The 12,791-nt window shown below is 68.6% G+C and carries 10 protein-coding genes; 6 read left to right on the forward strand and 4 right to left on the reverse strand.

Annotation, left to right across the window (positions count from 1 at the left end; translation table 11 throughout):
* Positions 1-69 precede the first annotated feature (69 nt).
* The 4 genes from ACIBI5_RS30000 (at position 70) to ACIBI5_RS30015 (ending at position 4,509) form a co-directional block, all read left to right on the forward strand.
* Positions 70-807 (forward strand): GntR family transcriptional regulator, encoded by a 738-nt coding sequence (locus ACIBI5_RS30000; protein WP_184957724.1) that lies wholly within the window; start codon positions 70-72, stop codon positions 805-807.
* Between the two features lie 11 nt (positions 808-818).
* A complete protein-coding gene (locus ACIBI5_RS30005) occupies positions 819-2,162 on the forward strand; it encodes a PTS transporter subunit EIIC (protein WP_397252086.1) in 1,344 nt (447 codons plus the stop codon).
* 394 nt (positions 2,163-2,556) lie between these two features.
* Positions 2,557-3,861 (forward strand): PTS transporter subunit EIIC, encoded by a 1,305-nt coding sequence (locus ACIBI5_RS30010; protein WP_397252087.1) that lies wholly within the window; start codon positions 2,557-2,559, stop codon positions 3,859-3,861.
* 228 nt (positions 3,862-4,089) lie between these two features.
* Complete coding sequence (locus ACIBI5_RS30015) at positions 4,090-4,509, forward strand: Rv3235 family protein (RefSeq protein ID WP_397252088.1); 420 nt, start codon at positions 4,090-4,092, stop codon at positions 4,507-4,509.
* 86 nt (positions 4,510-4,595) lie between these two features.
* Here ACIBI5_RS30015 and secA read toward each other — a convergent pair whose 3' ends face one another.
* On the reverse strand, positions 4,596-7,385 hold the full coding sequence (gene secA, locus ACIBI5_RS30020) for a preprotein translocase subunit SecA (protein ID WP_397252089.1): 2,790 nt from the start codon (positions 7,383-7,385) through the stop codon (positions 4,596-4,598).
* Between the two features lie 228 nt (positions 7,386-7,613).
* Between secA and ACIBI5_RS30025 the strand changes: the two genes are divergently transcribed.
* Positions 7,614-7,856: an HGxxPAAW family protein gene (locus ACIBI5_RS30025; protein ID WP_184957727.1), complete on the forward strand. Its 243-nt coding sequence runs from the start codon at positions 7,614-7,616 to the stop codon at positions 7,854-7,856.
* A 220-nt stretch (positions 7,857-8,076) separates the two neighbouring features.
* On the forward strand, positions 8,077-9,255 hold the full coding sequence (locus tag ACIBI5_RS30030; RefSeq protein ID WP_397252090.1) for a winged helix-turn-helix domain-containing protein: 1,179 nt from the start codon (positions 8,077-8,079) through the stop codon (positions 9,253-9,255).
* Positions 9,256-9,699: 444 nt separating this feature from the next.
* On the opposite strand, the gene ACIBI5_RS30035 is transcribed toward ACIBI5_RS30030, so the two are convergent.
* The 3 genes from ACIBI5_RS30035 to ACIBI5_RS30045 form a co-directional block, all read right to left on the reverse strand.
* Positions 9,700-10,347, reverse strand: coding sequence for a response regulator (locus tag ACIBI5_RS30035; protein ID WP_221339980.1), 648 nt, complete (start codon positions 10,345-10,347; stop codon positions 9,700-9,702).
* Between the two features lie 428 nt (positions 10,348-10,775).
* Positions 10,776-11,438: a ribosome hibernation-promoting factor, HPF/YfiA family gene (gene hpf, locus ACIBI5_RS30040; protein WP_379609860.1), complete on the reverse strand. Its 663-nt coding sequence runs from the start codon at positions 11,436-11,438 to the stop codon at positions 10,776-10,778.
* Between the two features lie 630 nt (positions 11,439-12,068).
* Positions 12,069-12,749 carry a ComF family protein gene (locus ACIBI5_RS30045; RefSeq protein WP_397252091.1) on the reverse strand — a complete coding sequence of 227 codons (681 nt, stop codon included), beginning with the start codon at positions 12,747-12,749 and terminating at the stop codon, positions 12,069-12,071.
* Between the last annotated feature and the right edge of the window lie 42 nt (positions 12,750-12,791).

A 12,791-nucleotide genomic window follows, 5' to 3' on the forward strand; every position in this document is an offset into this window, starting at 1 on the left:
GTGGTCTAGTCCGGACTAGACCAGTACGAACCATAGCTCATCGACCAGGTCAGATCGAGGGGAGGATCCGTGGCGCACATCGATCCGGACAGCCCGGTGCCCAAGTACTTCCAGCTGCGCGAGATCCTGCTGGACCTCATCGACAGCAACGAGCTCAGCATCGGCGCGGCGATCCCGTCCGAGCGCGAGCTCTGCCAGCGTTTCGGCCTGTCCAGGATGACGGTACGGCAGGCCGTCGATCACCTGGTGTCCGAGGGACGGCTGCACCGGGTGCCGGGAAAAGGCACCTTCGTCGCCCGCCCGAAGATCGAGCTGGCGCTCCAGCTCACCTCGTTCACCGACGACATGCGCGCCCGCGGCATGGAGCCCGGCTCGCGCGACCTGGACCGCCGCGTCGTGCGCGCCAGCGCGCACCTGGCCAAGGAACTGGGCATCCAGCCCGGCGAAGAGGTCCACTTCATCGAGCGGCTGCGTACCGCGGACGGGGAGCCCCTGTCCATCGAGCGCGCGCACATCCCGGTGAAACTGGCCCCCAACCTTGCCGACCACGACCTTTCCGACAGATCCCTGTATGAGCTGCTGGAGAGCCGCTACGGCCTCGTCATGGACGCCGGCGAGCTCACCATAGACGGCGGCATCGCCGACCCCAGCGACGCCGACCTGCTGAAGCTGCCGCGCGGCGGAGCCGTACTCCTGCTCCAGCGCCGGTCCTTCTCCGGCGGCGTCTGCGCCGAGCTGGGCGTGTCCACCTACCGGGCCGACCGCTACCAGCTGCGCACCATCCTGGAAATGCCCGCTCGACGCTGAGGACTCCCGCAGTGAACGAGACCACAGCGGCCGCTCCGTCGCCGCTCTCCCGCGTCATGAATGTGCTGCAGCGGTTAGGCCGCTCCCTCATGCTGCCCATCGCCGCGCTGCCCGCGGCCGGGCTCTTAATGCGCTTCGGCCAGCCCGACATGCTCGGCTCCAACGGCCCCAAGCCCGGCGGCCTGGCCGACGTCGCGGGGTTCGCCTGGATGAGCAGCGTCGCCGCGGTCATCGACGCCGCCGGATCGGCCCTGTTCGAGAACCTTCCCCTGATCTTCGCCGTCGGCGTCGCCATCGGCTTCGCCCGCAAGGCCGACGGCACCACCGCGCTCGCCGCCGTCGTCGGCTACCTGGTCTTCGACCGCGTCACCAAGGTCATGTTCTTCGGCTCGGGCATCCGCGACACCGTGCTCATCAGGGAATCCACACCCGAGGGCGTCAAAGAGATCATCGACTACGGCCTGCAGAACCCCACCAAGGTCCTCGGCGGCATCATGATGGGCCTGGTCGCGGCCATGCTCTGGCAACGCTTCTACCGCATCAAACTGCCCTCCTGGCTGGCCTTCTTCGGCGGGCGCCGGTTCGTACCGATCATCACCTCCATCGTCGCCCTCCTGCTCGGCGTCATCGTCGGCTGGGCGTGGCCGTTGCTCGGCGAATGGATCTCACACGCCGGAGAGGGCCTGGCCAACCTCGGCCCGCTCGGCGCGGGCATCTACGGCCTGATCAACCGGCTGCTCATCCCGCTCGGCCTGCACCACTTCGTCAACTCCATCGTCTGGTACGTCGTGCCGCAATGCGAGGTCGGCGGCCGGGTCCTCAGCGGCGACTGGAACTGCTACTTCGGCGGCGACCCCAACGCCGGGGAGTTCATGGCCGGATTCTTCCCGGTGATGATGTTCGCGCTGCCCGCCGCGGCGCTGGCCATGTGGCGCGCGGCCCCCAAACACCGGCGCGCCACGGTCGGCGGCATCATGCTCTCGGCCGCGCTGGCGTCGTTCGTCACCGGCGTCACCGAGCCGATCGAGTTCGCCTTCATCTTCGTGGCGCCCGTCCTGCTGGTCGTGCACGCGGTGCTGACCGGGCTCGCGATGGCGCTGACCGCGCTGATCGGGGGCCAGCTGGGGTTCGGCTTCTCGGCCGGTCTGCTGGACATGCTGCTCAACATCGGCAAGTCCAACACCCAGAACATCGTCGGCATCCTTGTGCTGGGTGTGGTGTACGGAATCGTGTACTACGTCGTGTTCACGTTCCTGATCCGGCGCTTCAACTTCATGACACCGGGCCGCGAACCAGAGCTCGACCTCGACTCCGGCGAAACCGGAGCCACCCCCACCCAAAGCCGAGACCCCTGACGCCCCCTCCTCCCCACGGGTCCCACAGACGGACACCACCTCCCCCACGCCCAGCGGGGTGCCACGCCCCACCCGGAGGAGCCCCCACCAGCGGGCAACCCCTCGGAGCGCTCCCACCCGGCCATGGCCCCACTCGGTGTGACCCACGCGGCCGCTGCCCACCCGGAGCATGGCGCACCCCGCGACCTCGGAGGGGGCGGGCATGGCGGCCCTGGCTGCCGGAGCGCCGAAGCGCGGCAGCGTGGGCCGTCCGTGTCGTGGTGTCTGTGGCGGGGCTGGAGCGTGGGTGTGGCTTGCGGGTGACCCGCGTGCCAAGGCGCGTGGTGGTTGTTTTTGCCGTGCGTGCGCGTGGTAGGAATCCTGCATCCCCCGGCTGATCTTCCCGGGGGGAACCATGAGCACCACGAGCGCCGAAGCCGGCACGTCCTTCTGGTCGTCCGCCTTCGCCGTCCTGCAGCGCATCGGCCGTTCCCTCATGCTGCCCATCGCCGTCCTGCCCGCCGCCGGGCTGCTGCTCCGGTTCGGTCAGGACGATCTGCTGGGCCGTACCGACAACGCCTTCCTCGACCGGGTCGCGGCGATCTTCGCGGCCGCGGGCGGGGCGCTGTTCGACAACCTGCCGCTGCTGTTCGCGCTGGGGGTGGCGATCGGGTTCGCGAAGAAGGCGGACGGATCTACGGCTCTGGCCGCTTTGGTGGGGTATCTGGTGTTCGACCAGGTGACGCGGCGGATGTTCTTCGAGTCGAGTGCGCCGGCCGTACACGACAAAGTGACGCAGACGCTGGTGGACGGGACGAGGGTCATCAACCAGGCGGCCTCCGCGCAGCCCACCGGCGTGCTCGGCGGCATCCTCATCGGCCTCGTGGCCGCCACCCTCTGGCAGCGCTACTACCGCATCAAGCTCCCCACCTGGCTGGCCTTCTTCGGCGGGCGGCGGTTCGTCCCCATCGTCACCGCGGTGGTCGCACTGCTGCTCGGCGTCCTCATCGGCCTCATCTGGCCGCCCATCGGCCAGGCCCTCACCAGCTTCGGCGACTGGCTGGCCACGAACTCCGCCCTCGGAGCCGGCGTGTACGGCGTGGCCAACCGCTTCCTGATCCCCCTCGGCCTGCACCACTTCGTCAACTCGATCGTCTGGACCGTCATCCCGGAGTGCACGGTCAACGGCGTCCACGCGGCCGGCGACCTCAAGTGCTACGCCATCGGCCAGCAGGGCGCGGGCATCTTCATGACCGGCTTCTTCCCGGTGCTGATGTTCGGCGTCCCCGGCGCGGCGCTGGCCATCTGGCGCGCGGCGCCCAAGCACAGGCGGGCCGCGGTGGGCAGCATCATGGTCGGCGGCGCGCTGACCGCGTTCGTGACGGGGATCACCGAGCCGGTCGAGTTCGCGTTCATCTTCGTGGCGCCGCTGCTGTTCGTCGCCCACGCCCTGCTCACCGGTGCGGCGATGGCGCTCATGGCGGCGCTGGAGACGCGCCTCGGCTTCAACTTCTCCGCCGGACTGTTCGACATGCTCCTGAACGCCAGCAAGTCCAACACGTGGGGTCTCGGACTGATCATCCTGATCGGACTGGCGTATTTCGCGCTCTATTACGTGTTGTTCTCGTTCCTGATCCGGCGCCTGAACATCCCCACACCCGGACGCGAGCCAGAAGACACGCCCAGTGGTGCCGGTCCGGCGGATTCCGCCACACCCTGACCGCCGGTTTCACTGCGTCCGAAAGGATTTCGCGCCGGTCGCAAGCCCGTGCGGCCGGTCCTTAACGCGATCATGCCCGCCCATCCTGGGGCCCCAACCTGAGCTGATCTTCTTCGCCATTCTCCGCATATCGGCGGTCCCGGCGAGAAAGTCGGCGGCCGGGGTATCTGATGGCGTGGCCGAAAACTCCTTCTTACGACGCCGATCCAACCCCCCTGAAGGAGCGCCGTGTCCCCAGAAATCGGAATCCTCCCGCTGCCCGAGCCGCCCTACGACGGCGACCGGCCCCGCGTCGACGGCGCGCTGGCACTCAAGCCGTTCATCTGGGGCCCGGCCGGAGCCTTGCCGGACGAGCGCCGGCTGCGGCTGTTCGGGCAGGCGCTGGCCGAGGTGCTGGCCGGGCGGCGACCGGCCGAGAACCTCGCCGACCGGTTCACCGAGCGGGCCTACCACGAACTGCTCCAGGCCGGGCGCATGATCGACACCGAGCGGCCGCCGTTCGTCGGGGTGCCGCACGTCAACGAGCCACGCGACGGGGCGATCGAGATGTGCCTGCTGGTACACGGCGGCGACCGCAGCCGCGTGCTGGCCGTGCGCCTGGAGCGCCGGGGAGTGCAGTGGGTGTGCACCGACTTCGAGACCGCCTGACGCTTCGCCGTACCGGCGGGAAAGAGCGGGAAAGGACGGAAAGGCCCCCGCGCCCGAAGTGGGGAGCGGGGGCCTTTCGCGGTGCGCTAGGCGGCGTTCTTGGGGTCGCCGTGGCAGCGCTTGAACTTCTTGCCCGAGCCGCACGGGCACGGCGCGTTGCGCTCGACGTTGCCGTAGGCGGCGCGCTCGGCGGCGGTCGTGCGGACCCTGGTGTGCTCGACCTCGCCCTGCTCACCGGGCGCGGAGTACTCCAGCTCGGCGGGACGCTCGGGGCCGCGCAGGCCGCGCGCGATGATCGAGCGGGTCTCCGCCATCATCTCGTCCTCCTCCTCGACGATCGGGTTCTCCTGAACCTCGACCTCGATGTTGAAGAGGAAGCCGACCGAGTCCTCCTTGATGCCCTCCAGCATCCCGGAGAACATCTCGAAGCCCTCGCGCTGGTACTCGATCTGCGGGTCCTTCTGCGCGTAGGCCCGCATGCCGATGCCCTCGCGCAGGTAGTCCATCTCGTAGAGGTGCTCGCGCCACTTGCGGTCGAGGACCGACAGGATGACGCGGCGCTCGAACTCGCGGGTCGCCTCGGCGCCGAGTTCCTCCTCGCGCCGGACGTAGGCGTTGAGCGCGTCCTCCTTGACCTTCGTGCTGATCAGCTCGGCGGTGACCTCCTCGCGGCCGCCGGCCTCCTCGATGAAGTCCTCCAGCTTGAGCGAGACCGGGTAGAGCTCGCCGAAGGCCTTCCACAGCTTGTCGAGGTCCCACTCCTCCGCGAAGCCCTCCGCGGTGGCGCCGGCCACGTAGCCTTCGACGACCTCCTCGATGAAGCCGCGCACCTGCTCGTGCAGGTCGGCGCCTTCGAGGACGCGGTGGCGCTCGGCGTAGATGACCTTGCGCTGGCGGTTCATGACCTCGTCGTACTTCAGAACTTCCTTGCGGATCTCGAAGTTCTGCTGCTCGACCTGGTGCTGGGCGGAGGCGATGGCCTTGGAGACGATGCCCGACTCGATCGGCTGGTCGTCGGGGATGTTGAGCCTGGTCATGATCATCTCGACCCTGGCCGAGTTGAACAGGCGCATCAGGTCGTCGCCGAGCGAGAGGTAGAAGCGGGACTCGCCGGGGTCGCCCTGGCGGCCGGCGCGACCGCGCAGCTGGTTGTCGATGCGGCGCGACTCGTGGCGCTCGGTGCCGAGCACGTACAGGCCGCCGAGCTCGGTGACCTCGTCGTGCTCCGCGCGCACCGCGGTCTTGGTCTTCTCCAGGACCTCGGGCCAGGCCTTCTCGTACTCCTCCGCGGTCTCGACCGGGTCGAGACCCTTGGCCCGGAGCTCCAGGTCGGCGCGGAACTCGGAGTTGCCGCCGAGCATGATGTCGGTGCCTCGGCCGGCCATGTTGGTGGCGACGGTGACGGCGCCCTTGCGGCCCGCCTCGGCGATGATCGTGGCCTCACGCGCGTGGTTCTTCGCGTTGAGCACCTCGTGCTGGACGCCGCGGCGCTTGAGCGCCTTCGACAGCCGCTCGGACTTCTCCACCGAGGTGGTGCCGATGAGGACCGGCTGGCCGGCGTTGTTGCGCTCGACGATGTCCTCGACCACGGCGGAGAACTTGGCGTCCTCGGTCTTGTAGACCACGTCCGCCTGGTCCTTGCGGATCATCGGGCGGTTGGTCGGGATCGGGACCACGCCGAGCTTGTAGGTCTGGTGGAACTCGTTGGCCTCGGTGACCGCGGTGCCGGTCATGCCGGACAGCTTCTCGTAGAGGCGGAAGTAGTTCTGGAGGGTGACGGTGGCGAGCGTCTGGTTCTCGTCCTTGACCTTCACGCTCTCCTTGGCCTCGATGGCCTGGTGCATGCCCTCGTTGTAGCGCCGGCCGTGCAGGATGCGGCCGGTGAACTCGTCGACGATGAGCACCTCGCCGTCGGCGACGATGTAGTCCTTGTCCTTCTTGAACAGCTCCTTGGCCTTCAGGGCGTTGTTCAGGAAGCCGACCAGGTGGGTGTGCTCGGGCTTGTACAGGTTGTCGATGCCGAGCCAGTCCTCGACCTTGGCGACGCCGTCCTCGAGGATGCCGACGGTGCGCTTCTTCTCGTCGACGATGTAGTCGCCGGTGCTCTCCTCGCCCTGGTTCTTGGCCTCGACGCCGCGGCGGAGCCTGGGAACGATCTTGGCGAACTCGGCGTACCACTTGCCGGACTGCTCGCCGGGGCCGGAGATGATCAGCGGCGTACGGGCCTCGTCGATGAGGATGGAGTCGACCTCGTCGACGATGGCGAAGTTGTGGCCGCGCTGCACGCACTCGTCCAGCGACCACGCCATGTTGTCGCGCAGGTAGTCGAAGCCGAACTCGTTGTTGGTGCCGTAGGTGATGTCCGCCTCGTACTGCTTGCGCCGCTCGTCGGGCTGCTGGCCCGAGAGGATCATGCCGACGTCGAGGCCGAGGAAGCGGTAGATGCGGCCCATGTTCTCGGCGCCGACACGCACCAGGTAGTCGTTCACGGTGATGACGTGAACGCCCTTGCCGCTGATCGCGTTGAGGTACGCCGGGAGCGTACAGGTGAGGGTCTTGCCCTCACCGGTCTTCATCTCCGCGATGTTGCCCATGTGGAGCGCGGCTCCACCCATGATCTGCACGTCGAAGTGACGCTGGCCGAGCACGCGCCTCGCGGCCTCGCGCACGGTCGCGAACGCTTCGGGAAGCAGATCTTCAAGGGACTCGCCGTCGGCGTAGCGCTGTCGATACTCGTCCGTGAGCGCGCGCAGCTCCGCGTCGGACATACTCCTGAAGTCGTCCTCGATGGAGTTGACCTGATCGGCGATGCGCTTCAGCTTGCGGAGGGTCTTGCCTTCGCCGGCACGTAGGATCTTGTCGAGAATGGCTGCCACTTTATGTAAAGCTCCTCGCAGGTCTACCCCGGCGGCGCCGCCAGGAGGAGAGGCCGAGACAAACTTCCCCGTTGCCATCGTAGGCGGTCTCGCTACCAGACACAGCCAATGCGACGGGCCACCCGCATCCCCCTTCTGGGAGAATGGTGTTTCGGCAGAGCGTATGCCGAAGTAGACCGATCTCGCACCAATGACTGGCTGGCGGGAGAACATAGGAAGGACAAGGCCATGTCAGGCGGACAAAACCTAGGCAATCACGCCGGCCGCGCGTCGTCGTGGCTCGCGGTGACGGTCGCCCTCGCGGGCTTCATCGTCGCCGGAGTCGGCATGCCCGTCGAGAGCTGGCTGATGATCTGGATCGGCATCGGCCTCGTCGTCGTGGGCGCCATCCTCGCTCTCGTGTTCGACATCATGTCCGACGTCGTCATCGACGCGCCCCGGGTCGGCATGCGAGCGGAGCACCACCGCTAGGACCTCCACGACGGCGGGCGCTCGGCGATCATGCCGGTGCCCGCCGTTTTGCCGGTACCCGCCGTTTGCCGGTACCCACCGTTTGCCGGTACCCGCCGTTCTGCCGGTACCCGCCGTTCTGCCGGTACCCGCCGTTCTGCCGGTGCCCGTCGTTGGCCGGCGCCCGCTGTCCTGCCGGCGCCCCGCCGTTTTGTCGGTGGCCCCCGTTAGCATTCCCGGCATGCTCCTGACCGCCGACGACGCCCGCCGGATCATCCTGCGCGCCCAAGGCCTGCTGGGCTCCGACGGCCGCAAGGGCGGCCCCCACGCCGTGCTCCGCAGACTCGGCGCCGTGCAGCTCGACACCGTCTCGGTGCTGGCCCGCTCCCACGAACTCGTGGCCTACGCCCGCCTGGGCGCGGTCGGCAGGCAGAAGGTCGAGCGCGCCTACTGGCACGCCCCGGCCCAGAGCTTCGAGTACTGGTGCCACGCCGCCTGCATCCTGCCCATCGAGCACTGGCCCCTCTACTCCTTCCGCCGCCGGGCGTACCGCGAGCGCCGCTTCCGCTGGCACCAGGTCCCCGACGGCGTGGAGAAGCTCCTCGATCAGGTACGGCAGAGCGGCCCCATCACCACCTCCGACGTCGGCGGCGCCAAGAACGGCGGCGCCTGGTGGGACTGGTCCGATTCCAAGATCGGCCTGGAGTGGCTGCTCGACATCGGCGAACTCGTCTGCACCCGCCGCGTGGGCTGGCGCCGCGTCTACGACCTGGCCGAGCGCTCCGTCCCCGCCGACCTGCTCGGCCAGGACCTCACCGACGAGGAGTGCATCGTACGGCTGGCGGGCGTGGCCGGCCGTTCCCTGGGTGTGGCCACCACCACGGACCTCGTCGACTTCCTGCGCGTGCGCAACCACCACCGCTCGATCCTGGAGGAATCCCTTGCCGGCGGTGCCGCCGGCCTGGTGCCGGTGGAGGTGTCGGGCTGGGGCCAGAAGGGCAAGTCCGCCAAGGCCTGGGCCGACCCGGTGGCCCTGGAGTCCGCCCCGCGCGGCCGCCACCGCGCCACGCCGATCTCCCCGTTCGACTCGCTCATCTGGCACCGGGGGCGCACCTCACGCGTGTTCGGCTTCGACTACACGCTTGAGCTCTACGTCCCCAAGCACAAGCGCGTCCACGGCTACTTCACCATGCCGATCCTGGCCGGAGGCAGACTCATCGGCCGCGTGGACCCGGGCCGCGAGGGCACCACGTTCGTGGCCCGCCAGATCAGCCTCGAACCCGGCCTGTCGGTGTCCAAGTGGGGCGACTCGGTCCGCGAGGCGCTGTGGGAGGCGGCTTCGTGGGTCGGCTGCGACACAGTCCGGGTAGAGCGCGCCGACCCCTCCCTGGCCACCCACCTCCAAACCACCCCCGCCTGACCACCCCAGCCGCCGGCATGCCCTGCCGGAACTGCCGGTGACACAGGCTCCACCCCGGAAGCGACAGCCCGCCACCAGGCACCCGAGCTCGCAGGCGGCCAACGAGATTGCCGCCAAGCCCGGGGCCAGGCACGGGCACGCACGGTCCGCAGACGGGGAACGCGACCGGGCTTCACGGAGGGTGCCCCGGGGTGCGGGACACCCACGGCTGGCGGTTCGGCATGCCGGCGACAGCCCTGGGCGCCGACCACACGGTCCGCAGAGGGAAACCGAGCCCGGCCCCGCTGAGCGGGCTTCACGGAGGGCGGCGCGTTGTGGCGGCGCACCCGGCGGCTCAGCAGGCCGGAAGGGCGGGCACAGGACCGGCAAAAGGGGAAGGTGGGCGGGGATCGCGTCCCGGGTTGGGAGCGATCCCCCTGGTAGGCGGCTAAGCGGGTGGGATCGTCAGGTGATTTCCAGCATGCGCTCGCGCACCGCGTAGACCACGGCCTCCATCCGCGAGTGCAGTTGCAGCTTGTCCAGGATGTTGCGGACGTGGTTCTTCACCGTGTTCTCCGAGATGAAGAGCTGCTTGGCGATCTCCCGGTTGTTCATGCCCTTGGCCACCAGGCGCAGCACTTCCATCTCGCGCTCGGTCAGGCGCGGGACGGGGAGCTGGGGTGGCCGTTCGGCCTCCTTGCGGCTCATGTTGGCGAACTCGGTGATGAGCTTGGCGGCCATGGCGGGGTTGATGAGGGACTGGCCTTCGTGCACCCCGCGCACGGCGTCGGGGACGTCGTTGATCTGGACGTCTTTCAGCAGGTAGCCGGTGGCTCCCGCCTTGATGGCCTCGAAGAGGTCTTCTTCCTCGTCGCTCACGGTCAGCATGATGATGCGCGTGCTGGGGACCGAGGCCTTGATGCCCTTCGTGGCCTCGATGCCGTCCTGGCGCGGCATCCGCACGTCCATGAGCGCCACGTCGGGCATGAGGCGGTCGGCCATCTCGACCGCCTCCTGACCGTCGCTCGCCTCTCCGACCACCTCGATGTCGGCCTCAGCGGCCAGTGCCAGCGCGAGACTGCGCCTGATCAGCTCGTGATCGTCCACGATCATCACGCGGATCGGCTCGTCTCTCTCCGGCGTGGGGGTCTCGCCGCTGTCAGCCACGGAGCCTCCTCAGCCGGTCGTCGGCCGAGTACCCTCGCCTGCCCCGCATGGTCACGGAGCCTCCTTCGGCTCCGCGACCGCCGCGTGCGGCCTGATCTGCCCGTGACGGGCGCCGCGCGGGATGTCACGCGCGGCGCCGCTGTCGATGATCCGCTCGATCACACGGCCTCCCTGATCGGCCGCGCGACGGTGTTGTCGTCGCTTCGCGTGGGCTCGCCGATGGGAACTCCTCGCTGGAGGGCTTGGAGTTCGCAACCGCGAACGCTTCGCTCGCTCACGTCTCCTCCTCGTGGGGGGCCAGAGCCGTTGAACCGCCAATGATGGCACGGGTGCCGCGGTCCTAGGGTGGTCGAGAAGATCTTCTGAACCGGCGATCAGGGCTCGACGAGCCTCAACACGCCGTAGTTGTAGCCGCGCCGGTTGTACACGACGCTCGGCTGACCACTCTCCTTGTCACGGAACAGATAGAAGTCGTGGCCGACCAGCTCCATCTCGAGGAGGGCCTGGTCGATGGTCATGGGTTCCGCTTTGTGATTCTTCTCCCGGACGATGAGCGGACCGTCGCCGTCCATTTCGATGGGGACGATGTCGTCGTACTGCTTGTCGTCAGGCAGGTCGTCCACTTCGGGTTCTGCCTGTTCGGGGACCACCTTGGCCTTCCGCGGCGCCGATTCGGCGACGTCGCCGAGGGTCGCGGTCAGCTCTGCCACCGAGGGGATGGCGTGGTTGCCGTGGTGGACCTTACGGCGGTCGGCCAGCCTTCTGAGGCGGCCTTCCAGTTTGTCGAGTGCGATGTCGAGGGCGGCGAATCGGTCGTCGGCCGACGCCTCGGCGCGGATGGCCGGGCCTCGGGAGTGAATGGTCAGCTCGACGCGCTCACGCTGGTCGGTGATGCGCGGATTGCGCTCTTTCGACACCTCCACATCGACTCGAATGAGCTTGTTGTCCAGACGCTCGATCCTGGCCAGCTTGGTCGTCACCAAGTCGCGGAACCGGTCGCTCACTCCTGTGTGCCGGCCCTTGACGATGATGTCCATGCAACAGCCCCCCTTCGTCTAACGACTGAGAAAGAGCACCCGACGACGTGCCTGCCGGGCGGGGTCTTCTGTCTGCCTTTCTCTCACCGTTACCCTCTTCCGACGATTCGTTACCGGGAACTCGGTGTATGGCACCCGCCCGGCCGACCTGGTCTTCGACCCCACATTCGCCTGCTGAGGGTTTCGCAGCTCTGCTGCCACTACTGCCCTTCTCTCCTGACGAGGGACATCTGGACCCTCGGGAAGGCAGGACTTACCCCTAAGCCGCACCGTGATCAGTCGACAAAGAGTCGCCTTACGTGGACCGTTTCGCCTGCGGCTGGCATCGGCTAGCAGAGCCGGGAGCCCCGGCTCTGCGCAACCACGGACCCGAACGGGTGCCATGTCAGAACGCTATCCGCATCGGGAAGGAATGTCAGCCGGAGGATCGGTCAAAGGATCACTTTCCGTGATTTTCTCTCGTCTTACATGAGCCGTGAGATGCCCCTTTTGGTGGGGCCGTATCCCTTATGGACGCGCCTCTCCAGAGGGGTGAGCTGCCACAGCACGTCGGCCAGGCAACGTAGATGTGGCCCCAAGGTGAGACAGGCCACTGACACCCGTTCTCACCGAGCGTGATGGTAAAGCGTTTCAAGATCTTCGGCGTGTCGCGGCGATCGTCACGGCCACCACCACCTCCGCCCCCGCCGACCGCAACGCCCGCGCGGCCTCGCCCAGCGTGGCGCCGGTGGTCACGATGTCGTCCACAAGGACCACAGAGGCCCCTGGAGCGCCTCGCAGCCGAGCGGTGACCCTGAGAGACGACCGGAGGTTGGCGGCCCGCTCCGTGGCGCTCAGGCCCGCCTGGTCGGCCACCCGCCGTGCCTGCGCCAGCGCCGGAACCAGGACGGCCCGCACACCGGCCGCCCGCATCCGCGAAGCGGCCAGGGCTCCCAGCCGGCGCACCGGATCGTGCCCGCGCCCCCGTACGGCCCGCCGCGCGCTCGGCACCGGCACCACCACGACGCCCCCGGGAGGCCCGCCCCGCGCCGCCAGCGCCGTCAGGGCCGTGTACGCCAGCGCCTCCCCCAGCGGCACCGCCAGCCCGGTCTGCCCACGCTCCTTGTAGGCCAGGATCGCCTCCCGGAGCGACCCCGAGTAGTCACCCGCCGACCAGCACCGGGGCAGCCCGGCGGGCACCGGAACCGGCGTCCGCGGCGCCACCGAGCCGACCCACCCGGCCAGGCATCCGTCGCACACCCGCCCCATATGGGCCAGACCGCATCCCAGGCAGACCTGCGGCGCCAGCACGTCCAGCAAAGCGGTGAACATGACGCACAGCCTGCCGGGCGTCACCGACAGTTCCGATCCCGA

Origin of the sequence: Nonomuraea sp. NPDC050540 (genome assembly GCF_044457485.1) — a bacterium.
In the GTDB taxonomy this organism is placed as follows: Bacteria; Actinomycetota; Actinomycetes; order Streptosporangiales; family Streptosporangiaceae; genus Nonomuraea.

Coding starts and splice junctions, on each gene's coding strand:
- ACIBI5_RS30010 (WP_397252087.1), top strand. CDS start 2,557: ATGAGCACCACGAGCGCCGAAGCCGGCACGTCCTTCTGGTCGTCCGCC.
- hpf (WP_379609860.1), bottom strand. CDS start 11,438: ATGGACATCATCGTCAAGGGCCGGCACACAGGAGTGAGCGACCGGTTC.
- ACIBI5_RS30035 (WP_221339980.1), bottom strand. CDS start 10,347: ATGATCGTGGACGATCACGAGCTGATCAGGCGCAGTCTCGCGCTGGCA.
- ACIBI5_RS30030 (WP_397252090.1), top strand. CDS start 8,077: ATGCTCCTGACCGCCGACGACGCCCGCCGGATCATCCTGCGCGCCCAA.
- ACIBI5_RS30045 (WP_397252091.1), bottom strand. CDS start 12,749: ATGTTCACCGCTTTGCTGGACGTGCTGGCGCCGCAGGTCTGCCTGGGA.
- ACIBI5_RS30025 (WP_184957727.1), top strand. CDS start 7,614: ATGTCAGGCGGACAAAACCTAGGCAATCACGCCGGCCGCGCGTCGTCG.